Here is an 18,264-nt window from a genome sequence, read left to right on the forward strand (position 1 = left end):
CCATAACATCAATCATTTACAAAAGATGAAAAGAACCTTTTTATACAGCAGTCTTTTCGGCGTAGGCATGCTCTTTGCAGCCTGTGCCGAGAAGAGTCGCCCGGATCTGACCCTGCCGTGCCAAAACACGATAGCGATAGAAAGTACAGACACCCCGGAAAGCATTATGGAGAAAGCCGCACATATTGTTCCCAGCCCGATGCAAATGGAAGCTTTGAAAAATGAATTCATCGCTTTCATCCATTTCGGTCCCAATACCTTTACCCGCATGGAGTGGGGAAACGGCATGGAAGATCCCCGCGTCTTTGATTTGAAACAACTGGATACCGACCAATGGTGCGAAGCCATGAAAGCGGCAGGCATGAAAATGGTCATATTCACAGCTAAGCACCATGACGGATTCGTATTATGGCAAAGCCGCTATACCCGTCACGGTATCATGTCCACAGATTTCCGCGAAGGCAAGGGGGATATACTGAAAGACCTCTCCGCATCCTGCCAAAAATACGGATTAAAATTAGGCGTATACCTTTCTCCTGCCGATTTATACCAGATAGAACATCCTCAAGGTCTCTATGGCAACCTGAGTCCATACACCGAGCGCACCATTCCTCGGGAAGTACCCGGACGTCCGTTCGCCAACAAAACCACTTTCCGATTCATGCTTGATGACTATAATGAATATTTCATGAACCAACTGTTCGAGCTGCTCACCGAGTATGGTCCCATTCACGAAGTATGGTTTGACGGTGCACATCCCAAGCGCAAAGGCGGACAGAGATATAACTACTCCGCCTGGAAAGAACTGATTCACAAACTGGCCCCTCAAGCTGTCATTTTCGGTCGCGAGGACATCCGCTGGTGCGGAAACGAATCGGGAAAAACCCGCGATACCGAATGGAATGTCATCCCCTATCCGGAAAATCCCGACACCACTTCTCATTTCCCGGATATGACTGACGAAGATTTAGGCAGCCGCACACAACTCTGCAAGGCCAAGTATCTGCACTACCAGCAAGCCGAAACCAACACCTCCATCCGTGAAGGCTGGTTCTACCGCGATGATGACCGTCAGCGTGTCCGCTCTGTCGATGATGTATTCGACATATACGAACGTGCAGTAGGAGGCAATTCCACTTTTCTGCTCAATATTCCTCCCAACCGTGAAGGACGCTTCTCGGCACAAGATGTCAGTGTGCTGAAAGAAGTAGGAAAACGGATCAACCAAACCTATACTACCGATTACCTGCAAGGAGCCGAGGGGCCGGAAGAACTGCTGGACAACAATACAGACACCTATATCGTAGTCGGACCGGACAAGAAAGAAATTGTTATTGAGACCCCCGATCCTGTCACTATCAACCGTTTCCTTATTCAGGAAGCCATCACCGTGAGCAGTGAACGAGTAGAAAAGCATGCCCTGGACGCATGGATAGACAATGCCTGGCAAGAAGTGGCAACCGGCACCAACATCGGCTACAAACGCATCCTCCGTTTCCCCGATGTAACCAGCAATAAATTCAGACTGCGTATTTTGGAATCTCGCATGAAGCCGGCCATTTGCCAAGTAGCAGCCTATCACTATGCAGCCCGTCCGCCCCGCCTGGAGGTAAAACGAAATACAGAAGGTAACGTAACCATCGGCACCATGCAACAAAAATTCGGATGGAAAACATATACACAGGACATTGCCCGAAATTTGAACGCCGGATTCAAGATTCATTATACTACAGACGGAAGTACTCCTACAGCAGAATCAAAAGAATACACCCAACCGTTTGCTTTGGAAAGCGGAATGGTGAAAGCTGTTGCACTGCTGAACAACGAAAAGGGAGAAGTGTGTCAGCAGCAATTGGGATACCTTAAAAAGGAATGGAAGATCAAACAGGAAAGACCTACTGTGGTGACTCTGCAGGCAGACCGTCCTTATTCCATATCCGGACTGATGTATACTCCACAGATAAATGATGCAATGCCGATGAGTGTCAAAGGAAGCGTCAAGTTCAGTGAGAATGGAAAAGACTGGATTCTTGCAGAAACATTTGAATTCGGAAATCTGAAGAATGACCCCACTTGCCGTTATCACTACTTCAAGAAGCCGGCAAAAGCGCGTTACATACGCATAGAAGCCAATGAAAAGATAACCAAGGACGCCATTGAGTACGACCTGTTCTAAGTAAAATAGCCTCATAAAAAAAGCCGCTTCTCTTTTCAGAGTAGCGGCTTTTCTTAAGTCCTTTCCTAAAGAATGGATTACTTACGCAATCCGAGTGCTTTAACGATAGCACGGTATCTTTCGATATCGCGATCCTTCAAGTAGTTCAGCAACGCACGGCGCTTACCTACCAAAGTTGTCAAAGCTCTTTCAGTGCTATAATCTTTTCTGTTGAGCTTCAGGTGCTCAGTCAGGTGAGAAATACGGTATGAAAACAAAGCAATCTGCGCTTCTGCTGAGCCAGTATCAGTGTTAGACTTTCCGTACTTTTCAAAGATTTCTTGTTTTTTAGCTGCGTCTAAATACATAATTTTTAGATTTGTTGATATATAATTTATTCGTTTCGCGGGTGCAAAGATAGACATTATCTTTTATACCACAATGAATTAAAGCAATTTATTTTTTTATTTTAATGTATAGACATAAGAGTTCAATGTCGTTTTGTCTCTGCCTGTTTTTGTTGTTTTAGCATGATTACAGTGGTATTTTCATCAATAATATCGGCATTTCAATCAAAAATATCGGTATATCGTTCATTTTTTCTCTAAAAAATTTGTTTTTCTATTTTTTATTCCTACCTTTGCAACGAAGAAATAAACGAAGTATTTCTTTTAGATAAACAAAGCCCCTTCATATCATTTTTTATTATAGAACCATCTGGAAGAATAAGCGATTCTCCGGATGGTTCACTTTTTTCCAAAACTATTCCTTTCTCTATAAGAAAAACCGTATCTTTGCTCCGGTCAAAACAAAATTCGACTTATAGGGGCATGACTTTCATCTATTTTGTAACAAACAGTGCATGGAATCCCAACACTTGGGCTATTCTGTGCGGTATATTAGCAGTATTCCTTATCGTAGTACTGCTTACTATCTATTTTATTTTCAGACGACTCCATATCGACCTTACCATTTTGCGTACAGTTTTTCAAGAACAGAAGCGCCCTTCCCACCCGGCAACATTAACGATTTCCGATATACCTCCGGGGAGCGAGACCGCAGATTTACCTCAAGTTCCGGCTTCCGCAGCCAAAACAAAGAAGCAACATACCTTATTAATTATAGAAGACCATCTGGAGATACGCCTTTACCTGAAGCTGATATTCAGCAACGAATACAACCTACTAATGGCCGAAAATGGTGAAGAGGGTTTTAAAAAAGCATGTGAAGGAGTACCCGACTTAATTATTACCGATATCATCATGCCGGTAATGGACGGTTTCAAATGCTGCCAATTGATAAAAGAAAACCTCACCACCTGCCACATCCCCGTCATTCTGCTGACTCCCTCACCTCAGAAACAGATATAATGAAAGGCATTGAACTGGGGGCCGATGATTATATCCAGAAACCTTTCAACCCCAACATCCTGCGCACTAAAGTAAAGCGCCTCATCAAAAGCCGTGAAGAATTAAAAGAAATATATACCCGACTTCTCACTCCCACCTCCGAGCCGGAAGCATCACCGGAAGAAAAAACAGGAGAAGCAGGACTTCATTTTCCCGAAGATCCGTTCATCATAGAAATCGTGAGAATTATCAATGAAAACATGAAAAACCCCGATTTCAACGTGAAAAAGCTGGCAGACATTATGGTCATCAGTCAGCCCACCCTCTACCGCCGGGTAAAGACACTCACTAATTTCACCATCAGCGAATTTATCCGGGGTGTACGTCTGAAACGTGCAGCCGAACTGTTGCGCAGCCGACGCTACACAGTTCAAGATATAGCTGAAATGGTGGGTTACAATGACCTTGCCACTTTCCGCAAACATTTTGTTGATTTCTATGGTACCACTCCATCCACTTTCTGCAATAAAATGCTGATGGAAAAATCGGAATAATTACCTGCCGAACAAGTGGGCCAAATATTGCTCCACTTGTTCCACCGGCGCATCCTTCAGCAATACCTTTTTATCTTTATCAAGCAAATAAAGGGTTGGCATAGCTTTCAGGTCATACAGTTCCCTGTCCAAAACAGTCAGCTCCTTATCATAACCATTTATCCACCCGGAGGGAATCACGTCCCGATGATTCTTCCACACCTCATACTCTTCATCAGGATAGAAAGCCAGAATACTGACTTGCTTCATAATACCCGCATCAGTAAGTACAGGAGACGATTTCATATGCGCCAATACCTCTGCACACCCATGGCAATCAGGGTTATAGAACAACAGCAAAGTATAGGGACTGCGTAAATCATGCATACGCCGTTGGGCTCCCGAAGCCAATGTATAAACAAAATCAGCAGCCACACTGCCCACCCGATTCATGTCAATCAGTTTCAAGTCATACCGTGCACGGCTCTGTGCTGCCTCATCTGCCGATGCATAAGAAGCAACAAAACGGCACACCGGTTCAAATATCTCTTCATTCCTCATGGGAGAATTAGGGTCGAAAAGATACTTACGCAGTGTTTCAACAAAATAATTCAGCATCTTTGGTTCTAAAGATACGTTCTCCAAAGTGCGGGTTACGCAAGAATCCGCCATAACTTGCGGCACACGTGTCAGCAAATCAATATAATTTGCCATTGCTTGCTCCGTAATGTCGGGCGCATGAATATAGGCTGTATCTTTAAAATCAAATTTATCCCAATAGTGGTTTACCACAAAATGCAGTCTGTCTTCGACAGATTGTAACATAACAGGTACTTCGGGTAATGTAAAAGCCGGAGTTTTCTTTTCAGCGGCTTTATCAGCATTTCCGGTTTCCTGCTTCTTCTCTCCACATGAAACAAGAAGAGACGACAACAAGATTATGAATGCAAATCGATATATCTCCATTATTGATTTGTTAAATACAATATTCATACTATTTTATAACACCTGCAAACCCGATTCTATTTATCCTAACTAAATTTAGTGAGGCATCATCACTCCTTCAATTCCCGATAGCCATTCCTGAAACCCGTTTTGAGGTGCATACTTCAGCACATACTCTTTATTGCTGTAACTGAGAATCGTATCATGAGGTATGCAGTCAACATCCACTTCCGCACGAACAAGCCATAAAGTATTATCCATGACATATCGTTCCAATACAACTCCTTCCATCATCCGGCTGAGGAAATATGCAGACCGCTCGTAAACATACCATTTCCCTTCCCCTCCTTCCTGATAAACATATATCAAACCGGAGTTTTCCAACTCTCTTTCCAATACTTTTACGACCTCACACATAAGCAATTCCCTTTTTAATCGTTTTTAAGCAACAGCATTTCCGAATCAGAGCATAGAGCAACAAACCAACTCTTGTTAAGCAGCAGATTAAGGTCTACCTCCACTTTCTCCAGCATAACACCATAGAAGGAGCATACATGGTTCCTGAGCTTGACAGTCCCGGCAGCCAACTTTTTGAGCAGGCTTGCCGAACGGTCGTATGCATACCATTTTCCATTCTCTTCATACAAGTACACTTCCGAGCGACTTGATGATTCTCTATCCATGATTTCAAACATATCCATAGTATCAATTTTTTAAGCGAAACATTATTTCACATCACGCACACAACGTACAGGACCCTTAAATTCATTAGTAGCCAATGTTACAAAAGGCTTATTGTCTGCATATCCTCCACTGTATCCGTTATTATCCTTCCTTTTTACAGGAAGACTAGACCCTGTTCTTGATTGTACATAAGATTGACCGGACCAGCTACCATAGTTACTGGTCATCAACGACAACTCACGTTGATTAGGCAAACGCCATTTAGGTTCATCCGCACCTAATCCCCTATTAAATTTTGCACAAGGCGAATCTGTAGGATTATTATTAATCAAAGTATTTATCTCCTTCCACGACCATTTTTCATCATTCCTATCTTTATATACAAGTTCTGTTCTAAATTCAAAAGCCGTATAAGGGCGGTTCAAATTAGAGCTCTCGTCATGAGAGGTAATCTCGCTTTTCATATAATTATCACCGCTTCTTAATGATTCAGACTTCATATAAGTAAGAGTTAACGTATTTCCATTCTGTGTTACGTAATGCTGAGACTTATCTTCTGCAGAACTAGGCTTATTAGTTTTTCTTCCCAAATTACGCAAACAACGATAATCATACTTCTTCTCAATTTTATCATTTGTTGACCAAATTGAGTTTGCATAAACAAATCCAAAACTACCGATAGAAGATCCCTCCTCTGCATAAAGTTCCTTTCCATCACTACTCAGATAACGGCGGTATCCTTGAGAAGTCGGTATCTCATTCGAATACAAATAAGTTTCAATAGGCAATGCTGCCCTACCTACCCAAATATCGGTATATTGGTCAATAGCTGCCGGATACCATTTTACCTCATCCGCATCAATCCTACCATTGCCATTATCATCCCTATTACGCTGTAGACAAGCATACAGCAACTTATCTTTTTTATTTAACGAAGTACTCATGTAATCATGAATACCATTCTTATCCTCTTTAACAGAATAAGAAATATAATTACTCCAACTACTCGTCCTAAAATTATTACTTTGCTGAAAGAAATTCCAAAGTCCGTTTTTAGCCGAATTGGATGTACTCCAAGGATTACTATCCGGTTTATCAATTTTCCCTGTTTCATTCACAGTCTCCAACCCCCATGCCGTCTTCAAATCACTTCCTGCCTTTTCATTATAGAATGTTTTTATTGAGCGTTGGCTTACCATGACGGCAGATGTAGTCAAGCTACTTTCTCTGTCTTCGCTGAACTGAGTATTGCACAATATATGCACTTCTCTATTAGGTTGATTTACAAATTGTTTCCAAAAGTCTGTCCCCTCTTTCGCTTTAGCCTGAGCGGTCAAGTTCCCATTCCCATCGCGCTCCCCATAATACCCGTTTCTCGGGTCACATGGATAATAGAATTCATCAATATACATTGTATAAACAGCTTGCCCCTTCGTGTCATATACACTACTAGCTCCTACTGTTTCATTAGTAGTATGCAACTCTTTTAACAGCTCATCTATCGTGATAGCCTTAGAAGGTACATGATTGGCATAACTATCAGTTTTATAATAGTATCTCCTATTAGTCCTATTCTTTTCATGACGAATGAATTTCACCCATTTATAGTCTTTAGCCTCTGATACAGGTCGAGCATTCGCAGGCACCATACCGGACTCATCTTCTATAAAATAATATCCGTCATCAAAAGGAGTCTTTACTCTAAAGCCTGCCCTACCCTCAATATCAGACTTTTTAAAAACAACCATAGTATGGTCAAAGTGTGAATCAAACTGATAAAACTTATCCGTTTCGATTATATCACCCTCTGCTCCCGGCTGCTCTTCCTGAGTTGTACCTTGTCCATCATTATAAGAAGTTACTTCCAAACGTATTTTATCCACAGTTTGAACATAAACATTATAAATATATGTAGTATTGCGCTGGCATCTAAAGTCATTAGCATCTCCCTTCACATACCCCAAATGCACAGTATACTTCACATCGGCATGCCTTTCTTTAATAGAACCGTCTCTATCTGTATATTTTTCATAATAGCTACCTGTCATTTCTACCAAAGTGGCAGTAGCGGGAGCGTACTCATATCCATCATTCAATGGTTTTTTCTTCTCTTTTTCACGCTGGTCATAATCGGCAAGCCCGGTTGTGCTTTGTTTGTTTTCCATCATATAGAAGGTGAAAGAAGAAACTCCATTTTCATCTTTTGTCTCAAAATTAGCAAACTCCCCATTATTAGAAGAGAAATATTCACAATCCGAAACCAATTCGTTGTCCGCTTTACCATATAAATAGGCTTTGGTCGGTACATTCTTCACTATAAACTTTAAAGGAGTAAATGATTTCTCAATAATATTAGTACGGTCACTCTGTTTATCTAAAGATATATTAAACGTAACACGAGCGTCCACCCGTACCAACTTGATTGTTGAAATATTATTTGTTCCCGATGGATTAATGACACAATATCCTTCAGGGTCAGTGCCCGATTGTAAGCTATTTTTCACCCATCCACTCATCACCAACCTATCATTGGGACGATCGACTATCTTCGTAGAGATAACCACATTATTTTCTAATCCCTCAATATCATCAATCCCTTCTAAATCATTCAGTAATGATGCATGAGAGTCTCCGGCAGGTACATTAGCCACGGCGTATATACGCTTTTCACCCGAAGATATCTTCATCTTTATTTTTCCCGAAGTAGTAGCATCCCCACTATTCTCCTTTTCATGCACATCAAAGAATTGATCATCAGAATTAGTTGCATTTAACTCAAACAGATGTCCATATTCCTTTCTACCTGCTTTATCGAACACAAAGACATACAAATTATAAACTTTATATTCTTGTTTCACGTCTAGCGCTCCTCTCGTCTGTACCGAAGGAGTGGCAGAAGTAAAAGCAAGATTAATTTCTGTTTCAATTCCTTCTATTACATCTGTTTTCCCAGATATAATCTCTTCATCGGCACAAGAGACAAAGCCAACGACCAACAGCAAAGCTGCTACCCATTTCAGCGATAATAATGATTTATATCTTTTCATAATTCAGTCTCTTTTAATTATTTAAATGTCGGAACATTAATTGTTTCAGATTTCCATTCCTCAACAGCATACGATATGGTGACGTCAAAATCATCAGGTGTCACCGCGGTGATATTGTAAAGGTATGAATGATTACGAATCACATTTTCATCAAACTTAATTTCCTTCGTTTTAGCTTTACCTTTATAAGTATAGCTCACTGCTATCGTAAGAGGATTCTCTCCAATAACTTGCTCCGGCAAATAAATCCGGTCTTTATAACTCGTAGTCACATCAAGATCAGAGTAAGTTATAGTCTGAGTTCCAGCAGCCGCAGGCACATAAGGAATTGTATAATGGTCATTACTCATCGCTGCCTGTGACACACAATATCCTTTATCCATCATTCCTTTGATACTAATGCCTGTAATCATGAAACCGTCAATGCCTTGTCCTTCATTCTCTGCATCGGCAGCATTAATCAAGAAGCCCAACTTTGCCACCGCACGGTGCAAGTTACAATTCTTCTTTAACTCATTGGCTCTGTTTAATGAAAAAGTTCCCGTAGTCCCCCACATCGGGATGCGACGGTTCTGTATATTCCATTCAGAAGAACCATATTGATAAATCAGACTTTCATAAATTGCTGAAGGCGAGGAGCCTTCCTTTCCATCAAAAAATGCCTGAATGCCTAATAATGTCGAAGAATTAGTAATATCAACTAATTGATTCTGAACCAAGTTGGTAAGAACCACCAATTCCAGATTTCCATCAGTCTCAGGCTGAACAAATGTACCGGTCAACGTTCTGTTGGAAGGATTTGTACCACCGGTGACTGCATCAAACCTCAATCCTTTCACTTGGTCTATCAACGACCCGTTCTGAAACACCAAAACGAATACATCATCATCACTCAATGCCTTCTGGTCCGAAGTTGTATCATCCGTACCGCCATCCGTAAAGTCCCGTGCCGTTGCCCCTCGTTGCGCCGAGTCTCCCCCCGGCAACGCAATCTGCAAGTGCACGCTCACCCGACCGTCTGTTTGCAGTTGGGGCATCATGTCGCTATCCTGACACGAAGCAAACCCGATACAAACGAGGGCTAATATTATATATGAGTACCATTTCTTCATAATTCATTGTTTTTTGTTATGCGTTGCACATTACATATTCATATCATTGAAACGAACCACCCAGTCATTGATAACGATGCGGGTATTGATCCATTTCATGCTTTCGTCCAAGAAGAAAGTCATGTTGTACTCGTCCTGACGGTCGAGATACTCCTGATTGGTCATGTCATGACCTTCGGCTTCGGTGAGCAACAGGTATTTCACCAAGGGGATGGAGAGAACCGTTTCGCCGGTTTCGGTGTTGGTGATAGTCAGCTTAGGATTGTTTTCTTCCACCAATCGGCCTACTGTGATTTGGGCTATCGCCACGCTGATGTTGTCGTCTTCGGCAGCCGCACCGTCACCTTCGGCGCGTGCCGACTTGCCTACCACCGTACCGCCCTGTGCACGATAGTAAGGATAATATGTCAGAGTTTCGTCCGAAATCAGTTTGTTGTCGTAGTTCATCAAACCGTTATCGTCCGTAATCGTAAATTCAAATTTATCTACATCTACCGTTACGCCGTCCATTTGCTGGAGGATAACGCGGATGGTATTGGTGTTTTTCACCAAAGGCACAGTCACCACTTGTTGAGTTGCCGCACGAGTGAACGACTGCTTGGTCACTTCGCCGTGCCACAGCGAAGAAAGTTTACTGCTCACCACAGCGCTTCCGTCGGCTGCGCGAGAGTAGATGCGGTCCATTTTACATTGAAGTTCTTCGAGTGAAGACACTCCCTGCGTAATCAAAGGAACAGAGAATGAAGCCTCGTTGCTCAAACCTGCCCATGTAATGAGGTGGTAATCGCCCGGCTCCATATCGACCGCCATCGAGTAGCCATCGGCTGCCAAGACATCCCCCGCCTCTGTTTTCTGATAAACAAGTTTGCCGTTGTCATCAAAAGCATAAAGAGCTACACTGCTTACTTCGCGAGAAAAAGCATCGGCATACTTCATGTTATAGTCATATTTGAATTTCACTCTATACTCTACAGAGCAATCTACATCATCTTCATCGAGTATGCTGTCGCACGACACAACGGCACTTCCCAATGTCACGGCCATCATCAGGCCAAAAGAGAATTGTCGAGCGAATGTTTTTACTGTTTTCATGCTTTTTTTGTTTTAATGGAATGTTAGAAAAGTGATTTCTGAAAAAGAAGTGGAGGAGGCAGGCTCCTCCACTTTTATTTAGAGAGTTTATGTTCGGATTAAAATTCGATGTTGTTGAAACGTACTTGCCAAGGAAGAATTGTTGAGGTTAACTTCAGGTAGAAGTTCTTGTCTGTATCTTCACCTTGCTCGTCATCTGTCGGGAATACGATTTCTGCACTACCAATCGTTTTAAAACCTGTTACTTTCAGCACATAAGCATTGTTACGCATAATGGCTCTCTCCATAGTTCCGCTTCCTTCATGATGGAAAATGTCTTTAGAACAATAGTAACAATGACCGCTTTCGTAGGTAATTAAGTTATCTGTGTCTGCCTCAACTTCAGTTACAGATTTACCATTATTAGCAGCTGCTTCCGCAAGGCTCAAATAATATTTTCCTTTATATTTATATACGTTATTATTGTAAGAAGTACCGTCTTCATTGCAAATCTGACCGCGGAAGATCACACCTGTTACATAATTTCCATTCTGGTTCGCCTTCTTTACGATATTCTCAAAACAGTAAGCCAAAGTGGTTCCTACTTTATCTTCATCTGCTACGGTAGGCAGGCCCTTAAAGTATGATTTAAAAGCATCCGTTTCTTCATCGCTTATATTAGTTACCTGCACTTGTTTCACAGCATTTGCTACATTATAGAAATAGTCAGCATATTCTGTTCCACCATTATTTTTTGCTACAGTGTTAGGATCCATCAAGTAATTGCTTGAAGACAATGTACCAAAGAAACTAGGATCCCAATTACTTTCAGTAGCCAGATGTCTTACTGCATAAACAGAATTAGAAAGATTAACCAATGCAACTTTATCCAACTTAACATACCAGTTTCTAGAACCGGTTGTCTGTGTTGTTTCCCATTTGATTTGCTCCTGATCTACCCCTGTCATTTTTTTATATAATGTTTCACCTTTGTGCTCTGCTGAACCACTATATGTACCATTTTCTTCATAATAAACACCCTTATGTTCATAAATATTTTTTCCATTCAATGTACCACAAGCCATACCGGTCATATAGGTAGCAATGTTATCTTCAACACGCCAACCGCTAGCTGTCGTAACTGTATATTTGGCAGTTACATCTTCCACCTTATACAAATTGTTATCTTGAGTAGGCATATAAGTAATCTTGGAAACAACACGCTCTACATCAACAGAAGTAGTGGAGGGGGTACCTGCTTGATTTGAAACTACATTCGCTGCAACCGCTACTTTATTAACCATCATAAATTTATTGTCGGTGGCAATAACAGAAGTAGGATTATCACCGGTAGTGGCTTTTACTTCATAGCTAGTAATATAGTCATACATAGATTCTTTGCCTGAAGGAAGAGTACCATTGCCAATAAACGAATTTATTGCAGTTTTGATTTCCTGACATGGGTTCAAAATCACAATAACACCATAATTGCCTGATTCAGCAACTGTCAGTTGAGGCTCATAAGTAATACTTGAACCACTTCCTTGTTGATTCAATTGCTCACTAGTCAAAAAGAAAGCAAACTCCTTATCCTCTTTGTGCAGCAGCACCACAGCATCAGTTACACCGGATTCACCACCTGTACCGGGATCTATTGCATCACCTGCTTCATTATCTGCCGCACGTGATGAATTAGTAGCAGCACCAATTACCAATGTCAAATTAGCCTTCACTTTTTCTTGTTCGCCCTTACCATTGTTCTCCACAATATCATCGTTTGTACATGCAGCCAATGCAGCGCATGCAAACAGTCCGAATAATAAACCCTTAATCTTCATAACTCTAATTTTTAAATCCATAAATTATTATTTTGTAAATTTCATTCCTCGATTTTCGATATTACAAAGATAAGGGCATTTTAAAGTTAGTCTTAATTGGTGTTTTCGGCAAAATAGATTGGCAAATTCGGAAAAATGCATTTAAAGTGTGATTTCAAGGGCATTTAATTCAATTTTGAATGATATGCACATTGCGATGCACAAAATACCCACTATCTTTTTTCTAATTATTTTCTATGGGAAGAAAGTTTGCCGAGTCGTCTTTTTTCAATTGTTAAATTATTCAGGGAATTACCTACCACCAGGTAAAACGTTCAGTACCCGGAGCAGGATTTGCCGATGCCCTAAGCGAAAAGTATCAGGGTCGGGAGAGGGAGAAGACAAAAAAAGAGGCTGTCTCAAGTGAAGTGCCTCTTTAGTGAAAATATATTCTTTATGTATTCCTTCCTATAAGAGAGATTCAATCTCAGCAAGAGAAAGGCCGGTGACCTTCATTATTTGTTCTGAAGTCATTCCCATGGCTTTCATACTGCGGGCGATTTCAAGAGCTTTTTCTTGTTGCCCTTTCCGGATGCCTTCTTGGATGCCTTCTTGGATGCCTTTCTGCAGACCGTCTTCAAACCCTTCCTCAACACCCTTCTTGGCGGCATAGTCGATGGTAGCCAAATAGTCACGATAAGCATTTACACTGTTTTCATAGCGCACGCGGTCTTCTTCGGAGAGAGAATGAACATCGACAATCTCTTCCAATTTCTCAAATACGGCTTTCTGAGCTTTAAAAGGCATACGGTTCAATGTTTCCATGTTATTTAATACAAATATCCAACGTTCAAAATCTGTTTCGCACTCTGCTTCTGTCTTATTAAACAGGGGTAATGCAATAAAGATTTGTCTCAGTTTGTCCGAAAACAACTTTCCGGTATCACGGTCTGTCAATATAACATCGGTGCGCAACTTCTGGTTCTCATCCAAGAGAAAATTAATGAAAAATACTCCATACACCGCTTTTATATCGAACTTCCAACTCTCTCCCTTCACACCCTGACGAACAATGGCATGAGAAAGGTAATACAGAGCACGTTCCTTGAAATAAACCTGGGAGCGGTTTTGCATCTCCACAATTATTTTCTCACCAGTGTCCGTAGTGCAGTAAATGTCGTAAATAGCAATACGGTCTCCCGGATACTCAGGCAACTGCTCATTGTTCAGAAAGGTAAGGTCGGTTATCACCCGTTCGCCCTCCAACAAATCATTTAAGAACTCGATTAGCAACTCCTTGGATACTTCCTGGCCGAATATTTTCTTGAAGCCGTAATCGGTGAACGGATTGATAAACTTTCCCATTATGTTTTAATGTGTTTCTACAACATACAAAGATAGCAATTTATATAGAAAAGGAACCCTGAAAAGCCTTGTTTTTTTTAAGAATAAATACATATTAAGCGAAAAGCTGTACGCATCAGCCTTTCTCTCCGGAAAGTTTGAGCCGTTTATCTCTCATACTCTCACCTTACGCGTAACAAGTTAATTATAAATGTGTTATATGGTGATAGTAAAAAACATTTGCTCTCACCTATGCTCTCATACTCTCACCACATTTTGAAATACGCCTCCGTATAATATACTAATTGTCAACTACATACCTTTCATTTTATGAGTTTCCCGGGGTGATGTAAAATAGGACATTTTAAGCGTTTTTCCTCAAAAAGTGTACATGTGTACCTTCATGGAAGGTAACGGTGCACAAAGTCCGGGCAGAGGTAAAAAAGACTAAGGTCTTTTTTAAAAAGCTCGTTATCTTTTTTAAAAAGCTCTTGGTCTTTTAAAAAAACGTCCTTGTCTTTTGGGAAGTGCATCATTTCACGTTAGTACGCGTAAGCCTGTACGTACGTATGCGTAGGTCTGTACGTACGTCCGCATAGCCTCACGCTTACGTATGTATATCCTCATGCAGACGTACGTGTAAAAAGAGGGCTCTGACACGGGGATGAATCTGCAAGTTTTGTCTCAATATCAGAATAAGCAGGGCTGCTTCTGTTTCTTATAAAATTCAAAATCCGGTACAACCTCTGCTGTCCCGGATTTTACCTTACGCTTTTCACAAAGAGCAAGTTTCTTCTAACATCTTTTATTGTACTGTTTGTTCACTTGTTGTTCATCTGTTTCCAAATATAGCATTATCTTTTCTTTTTTTAGAGACTTCTTTCAGGTTGGCACCGGCTTCGGCAGAACCCAGGCTCTGTGCCTTCTTGAAATTAATCTCAGCTTGGTCGAGGTCTCCCTGCAACAGATTCAGCACGCCTCTGTTGTTCAGCGTTGCACTCGCTTGTGCATCAGCCTTATCCAGATAACGGGCTGCCTGTTGCAAGTCACCTCGTTGGAGTTCGATGGCGGCAGCGTTTATATTCGCTGTTGGGTCATCAGGGAACATGCGCACTGCCACATCGAACACTTCGTTGAATTCCTTACTGCCTTTGGCATAAGTCTGAGCCACCAGATACATTTCCTGCAAGCTCAACTGCTGAGGACGTGTCTTTATGATTTGTTTTGCTTCTTCTACATTGAATCCGCGCACCACATAGCGCACCGTGTAGTCCGAATGACGCAAGCCCGGATAGCAGTCCTGCAACAGTGAAGCATAAATCTTGCCACCATCCAGCGCCTTGATGCGTCCTTCCTTGAGATCCAAATCATTTTCATCCTTATCTATTATGAACAGTATTTCGTCTTTGCGCGGCAAATTGCTCTTTGCCACATAGTCACGCAGGCCATCCCAGTCTTCGGCTACAGAATTCACCCGGAACAGGTCTGACTTGAAACCGTAAGAGTCCATCACATATTTTTTCAATGCTTCAGCACGGCCTTGAGCCAAACGAGCGTTGGAGGCGTAACGACCTTCGGGAGATGCATAGCCGGTGATGTCTATCTCGGTAATCTGCGTATTGGCATCGTTCTTCACCACATCTACCGTTGCCTTAATCTTTTCGAGTTCGGAAGGATTGCGGCGGTATTCGGGATAAATCTTTGTCTGGTTCACCGGGAAGTCAAGATAGGCACGACCTTCTTCGGCACGGTTCTTGACAGCTTCGACAGCCGGAGAAACAAAAGCAACAGTCGGCTGCATGATGTAACGTTCCAAATCGGCACGAATAATGAAAGCATTGCTTTCTTCTTTTTGGCAGTCGGCACAACCACGCACATCGGCAAGCAGTTCAAGCTCTGCACCGTTCATCCATTTTTCGTAAGGAATACGCACCGAGTAATTCACCGTCTGTGATGTTCCGTTCTTGCGGCGCAACACCGAGAAGGCATCCACAGGAGTTTTATGCTCACGCTGCTGCACAATACTACGCGTGCGACCATATACCCGGATGGCAGGCAACACCTTGTTATAACTGTTGTCCCGAGTCTTCAACACCGGAGTAAGTGTAGCCACACGGTTGGAAGAGAGTTGCATATCGGCCGGAAGGGTAACATCCATTCCTATCATCACCCGGCCGTTGTCACCTATCAGGATAGAAGGATTTGCAACCTGAACCCGGCTGCCGCACAGATTCTGCGCACCTGCCGGAAATACCGGCAGCAACAATGTTAAAAGGATATAGCGTATCAGTTTCATAATCCGTTTGTTTTTAGAATATATAAATAAGGTTGAGGGCAGCCTTGGTAGGGCCGAAATAATTCTTATGGGATTTCTCTACCATGTCACCGCATTCTTCACACTCATATTTCTTATAGCGCACATAAGCATAACCGATGCCGATGGTTGCTCCCAGATTCCAATGACGTCCCAACACAAACTGGTAACCGTAACTGATACCGCCGCCATAGAACTGACCCTTATAGCGAAAGTCTTTTAAATCATCAAAAGGTGAAAAAGGCAAATCGATGCCGGTGGTATGATAAGCACCTCCCATCAAATGAGCGCCAAAGAAGTGACCGTTGAATTTATCACAAAGCCAATAGCGGAGTTCGGGTTGAAGCATTGCCAGTTTCAGCATTTTGCTATCACTATATTTCCATGGATTGTAGTACATGGGCACATCCAGAGTCAGCTTCTTGCTCAAACCTACTTCTACCCCCAAATTCGGTATAGCAACTGCATCCATCGCCACATTGGTCTTAACGGCTATCTGTCCATACATATATAAGGAAGAAGCCAACAGACACATCAATACAAATAAAGTTCTTCTTATTACCATATTCATTTCACCTAAAGTTGTTTTCTACTGTTGCAAAGATAAACTCTATTTTTTTAACAGGAAGTTGGCGAATCAGTCTTTATTAAGAGGTAGTTTCAGCAAAATGCAAGGTAGTCCGAAAATCAATTTACCCCTCATCGGAATAAAGTATCGGGGAATTGTTCACGAAGAATTATTTATTGGGACGAAAGAAACACCGATGGTGTTTTCTTCATCACATACCTGTGTTTCATTCATTATGAATAATCCACCGTTTCACACTCAAAATACCCCCGTTCCATTCAATCAGAGGCATTTTATTCACAGGAAGAGGGTATTTTCTTCAAAAAATCTTTGAAATAATTTGTTTATTTGAAAATAATACCTACTTTTGAGGCGAATGATAATGGGTCAATCATTCAAACGTATAAAAAAATAGTTCTATGAAGGCAATTCATTTATTGATTGCTACACTCATCATGATGAGTTTGGCATCCTGCACAGCAGAAAGTAGTGACCCCGTTGACAACTCAAGTTCAACGTATTTTTTGGAAAGAACGTATGGCGCCAGAAGTGTTACATACGAGGAAAACAATTCTGACAATTTAAATCTAAACGATTTACCTGCTATCAGTTTAAAGGAGGCAGATGAAATCTTATCGAACCTTCGCAAACATACCAATGCGAAAGAAGAACATAATATATTGGCTGCCGATAAAGGCAATCAGACTTTACTGAAAGTGATTACCAGCCAGACAATCAATGGTAAGTACACCTTTACAATTCAGCTCAACCTTACCGGCTATGCCGACGGTGACTTATATTACAACGGATATAATGCTGAATGCAGTTCTTCACTCATGAAATGGTATGTGAAAGGATTCAGTTTGGCCAGCGACAACAGTGAAGGCAACTTCATATTCCAATCGGAAAGCTATATTTATATGAAGGTGGCAGACAACGGAATCAAATATATGCAGATTCCTGTCAGCATCCGGGGCACTTATAACCCGAAAAGCCATGACGCTTCATTCACTTATAAACTATAGGTATCAGATTCTATAAATCAATCAGGGCTGAAAAGATTGTGAGGTGATATTAAGCTTTATGAAGGGAAGGAAGAAGCTGTGTATGTAATAGGTGTACATGGGTTCTTCACTTCCTTTCTTTTGAATTATTATTTAACGTATGGCACTTCAATGGTATTTCATTCAATCATAATATATTGATTAACAGCAAATAAATAAAACAATGAATGATATACCCCCTATCAAGACAGATGTATACCCTCTGACTTATCCGACTTTTTAAAAAGTTTCTAACCTAAAACGTTGATTATAACATAATAA

15 protein-coding genes are annotated in these 18,264 nt (G+C 41.4%); 4 read left to right on the top strand and 11 right to left on the bottom strand.

All coding sequences use genetic code 11. From position 1 onward, the window contains the following. Positions 1-25 precede the first annotated feature (25 nt). Positions 26-2,176: an alpha-L-fucosidase gene (locus HMPREF1534_RS03130; protein WP_026231464.1), complete on the top strand. Its 2,151-nt coding sequence runs from the start codon at positions 26-28 to the stop codon at positions 2,174-2,176. 77 nt (positions 2,177-2,253) lie between these two features. On the opposite strand, the gene rpsO is transcribed toward HMPREF1534_RS03130, so the two are convergent. Further along, the gene (gene rpsO, locus HMPREF1534_RS03125) at positions 2,254-2,523 is read right to left on the bottom strand and encodes a 30S ribosomal protein S15 (protein ID WP_005943869.1); all 270 of its coding nucleotides are present in this window, start codon (positions 2,521-2,523) and stop codon (positions 2,254-2,256) included. A gap of 462 nt (positions 2,524-2,985) precedes the next feature. Here rpsO and HMPREF1534_RS21415 point away from each other — a divergent pair, with 462 nt between their 5' ends. Further along, positions 2,986-3,525, top strand: a complete 540-nt coding sequence (locus HMPREF1534_RS21415) for a response regulator (RefSeq protein WP_005943871.1) — start codon at positions 2,986-2,988, stop codon at positions 3,523-3,525. After that, complete coding sequence (locus tag HMPREF1534_RS21070; RefSeq protein ID WP_005943873.1) at positions 3,525-4,058, top strand: helix-turn-helix domain-containing protein; 534 nt, start codon at positions 3,525-3,527, stop codon at positions 4,056-4,058. The genes HMPREF1534_RS21415 and HMPREF1534_RS21070 overlap by 1 nt, the downstream gene beginning before the upstream one ends. On the opposite strand, the gene HMPREF1534_RS03120 is transcribed toward HMPREF1534_RS21070, so the two are convergent. The 10 genes from HMPREF1534_RS03120 to HMPREF1534_RS03075 form a co-directional block, all read right to left on the bottom strand. Next, a complete protein-coding gene (locus HMPREF1534_RS03120; protein ID WP_018452211.1) occupies positions 4,059-5,030 on the bottom strand; it encodes a DUF5106 domain-containing protein in 972 nt (323 codons plus the stop codon). A 48-nt stretch (positions 5,031-5,078) separates the two neighbouring features. Then, a complete protein-coding gene (locus HMPREF1534_RS03115; RefSeq protein WP_005943877.1) occupies positions 5,079-5,399 on the bottom strand; it encodes a hypothetical protein in 321 nt (106 codons plus the stop codon). A gap of 14 nt (positions 5,400-5,413) precedes the next feature. Then, entirely contained in the window at positions 5,414-5,683 is a 270-nt protein-coding gene (locus tag HMPREF1534_RS03110; protein WP_005943879.1) for a hypothetical protein, read from the bottom strand. 24 nt (positions 5,684-5,707) lie between these two features. After that, positions 5,708-8,713 (bottom strand): fimbrial protein, encoded by a 3,006-nt coding sequence (locus tag HMPREF1534_RS03105; RefSeq protein WP_005943881.1) that lies wholly within the window; start codon positions 8,711-8,713, stop codon positions 5,708-5,710. Between the two features lie 17 nt (positions 8,714-8,730). After that, on the bottom strand, positions 8,731-9,825 hold the full coding sequence (locus HMPREF1534_RS03100; protein ID WP_005943883.1) for a FimB/Mfa2 family fimbrial subunit: 1,095 nt from the start codon (positions 9,823-9,825) through the stop codon (positions 8,731-8,733). Between the two features lie 30 nt (positions 9,826-9,855). Continuing rightward, entirely contained in the window at positions 9,856-10,917 is a 1,062-nt protein-coding gene (locus HMPREF1534_RS03095) for a FimB/Mfa2 family fimbrial subunit (RefSeq protein WP_005943885.1), read from the bottom strand. 98 nt (positions 10,918-11,015) lie between these two features. Beyond that, entirely contained in the window at positions 11,016-12,734 is a 1,719-nt protein-coding gene (locus tag HMPREF1534_RS03090; protein ID WP_005943887.1) for a fimbria major subunit, read from the bottom strand. Between the two features lie 447 nt (positions 12,735-13,181). Then, entirely contained in the window at positions 13,182-14,078 is an 897-nt protein-coding gene (locus HMPREF1534_RS03085) for an Rpn family recombination-promoting nuclease/putative transposase (RefSeq protein WP_005943890.1), read from the bottom strand. Positions 14,079-14,889: 811 nt separating this feature from the next. Beyond that, on the bottom strand, positions 14,890-16,353 hold the full coding sequence (locus HMPREF1534_RS03080; protein WP_005943892.1) for an OmpA family protein: 1,464 nt from the start codon (positions 16,351-16,353) through the stop codon (positions 14,890-14,892). A gap of 13 nt (positions 16,354-16,366) precedes the next feature. Then, on the bottom strand, positions 16,367-16,936 hold the full coding sequence (locus HMPREF1534_RS03075) for a DUF3575 domain-containing protein (protein ID WP_025066779.1): 570 nt from the start codon (positions 16,934-16,936) through the stop codon (positions 16,367-16,369). A gap of 422 nt (positions 16,937-17,358) precedes the next feature. On the opposite strand from HMPREF1534_RS03075, the gene HMPREF1534_RS03070 reads away from it, so the two are divergent. Next, complete coding sequence (locus tag HMPREF1534_RS03070) at positions 17,359-17,964, top strand: DUF5033 domain-containing protein (RefSeq protein WP_005943898.1); 606 nt, start codon at positions 17,359-17,361, stop codon at positions 17,962-17,964. The last annotated feature ends 300 nt before the right edge of the window (positions 17,965-18,264 follow it).

Source organism: Phocaeicola massiliensis B84634 = Timone 84634 = DSM 17679 = JCM 13223 (assembly GCF_000382445.1).
Classification (GTDB): Bacteria; Bacteroidota; Bacteroidia; order Bacteroidales; family Bacteroidaceae; genus Phocaeicola; species Phocaeicola massiliensis.

What these genes read in the sequence shown, in the direction of transcription:
- HMPREF1534_RS03100 (WP_005943883.1), bottom strand. Translation starts at nt 9,825, where the DNA reads ATGAAGAAATGGTACTCATATATAATATTAGCCCTCGTTTGTATCGGG.
- HMPREF1534_RS03105 (WP_005943881.1), bottom strand. Translation starts at nt 8,713, where the DNA reads ATGAAAAGATATAAATCATTATTATCGCTGAAATGGGTAGCAGCTTTG.
- rpsO (WP_005943869.1), bottom strand. Translation starts at nt 2,523, where the DNA reads ATGTATTTAGACGCAGCTAAAAAACAAGAAATCTTTGAAAAGTACGGA.
- HMPREF1534_RS21415 (WP_005943871.1), top strand. Translation starts at nt 2,986, where the DNA reads ATGACTTTCATCTATTTTGTAACAAACAGTGCATGGAATCCCAACACT.
- HMPREF1534_RS21070 (WP_005943873.1), top strand. Translation starts at nt 3,525, where the DNA reads ATGAAAGGCATTGAACTGGGGGCCGATGATTATATCCAGAAACCTTTC.
- HMPREF1534_RS03120 (WP_018452211.1), bottom strand. Translation starts at nt 5,030, where the DNA reads ATGAATATTGTATTTAACAAATCAATAATGGAGATATATCGATTTGCA.
- HMPREF1534_RS03070 (WP_005943898.1), top strand. Translation starts at nt 17,359, where the DNA reads ATGAAGGCAATTCATTTATTGATTGCTACACTCATCATGATGAGTTTG.
- HMPREF1534_RS03130 (WP_026231464.1), top strand. Translation starts at nt 26, where the DNA reads ATGAAAAGAACCTTTTTATACAGCAGTCTTTTCGGCGTAGGCATGCTC.
- HMPREF1534_RS03080 (WP_005943892.1), bottom strand. Translation starts at nt 16,353, where the DNA reads ATGAAACTGATACGCTATATCCTTTTAACATTGTTGCTGCCGGTATTT.
- HMPREF1534_RS03090 (WP_005943887.1), bottom strand. Translation starts at nt 12,734, where the DNA reads ATGAAGATTAAGGGTTTATTATTCGGACTGTTTGCATGCGCTGCATTG.
- HMPREF1534_RS03095 (WP_005943885.1), bottom strand. Translation starts at nt 10,917, where the DNA reads ATGAAAACAGTAAAAACATTCGCTCGACAATTCTCTTTTGGCCTGATG.
- HMPREF1534_RS03075 (WP_025066779.1), bottom strand. Translation starts at nt 16,936, where the DNA reads ATGGTAATAAGAAGAACTTTATTTGTATTGATGTGTCTGTTGGCTTCT.
- HMPREF1534_RS03115 (WP_005943877.1), bottom strand. Translation starts at nt 5,399, where the DNA reads ATGTGTGAGGTCGTAAAAGTATTGGAAAGAGAGTTGGAAAACTCCGGT.
- HMPREF1534_RS03110 (WP_005943879.1), bottom strand. Translation starts at nt 5,683, where the DNA reads ATGGATATGTTTGAAATCATGGATAGAGAATCATCAAGTCGCTCGGAA.
- HMPREF1534_RS03085 (WP_005943890.1), bottom strand. Translation starts at nt 14,078, where the DNA reads ATGGGAAAGTTTATCAATCCGTTCACCGATTACGGCTTCAAGAAAATA.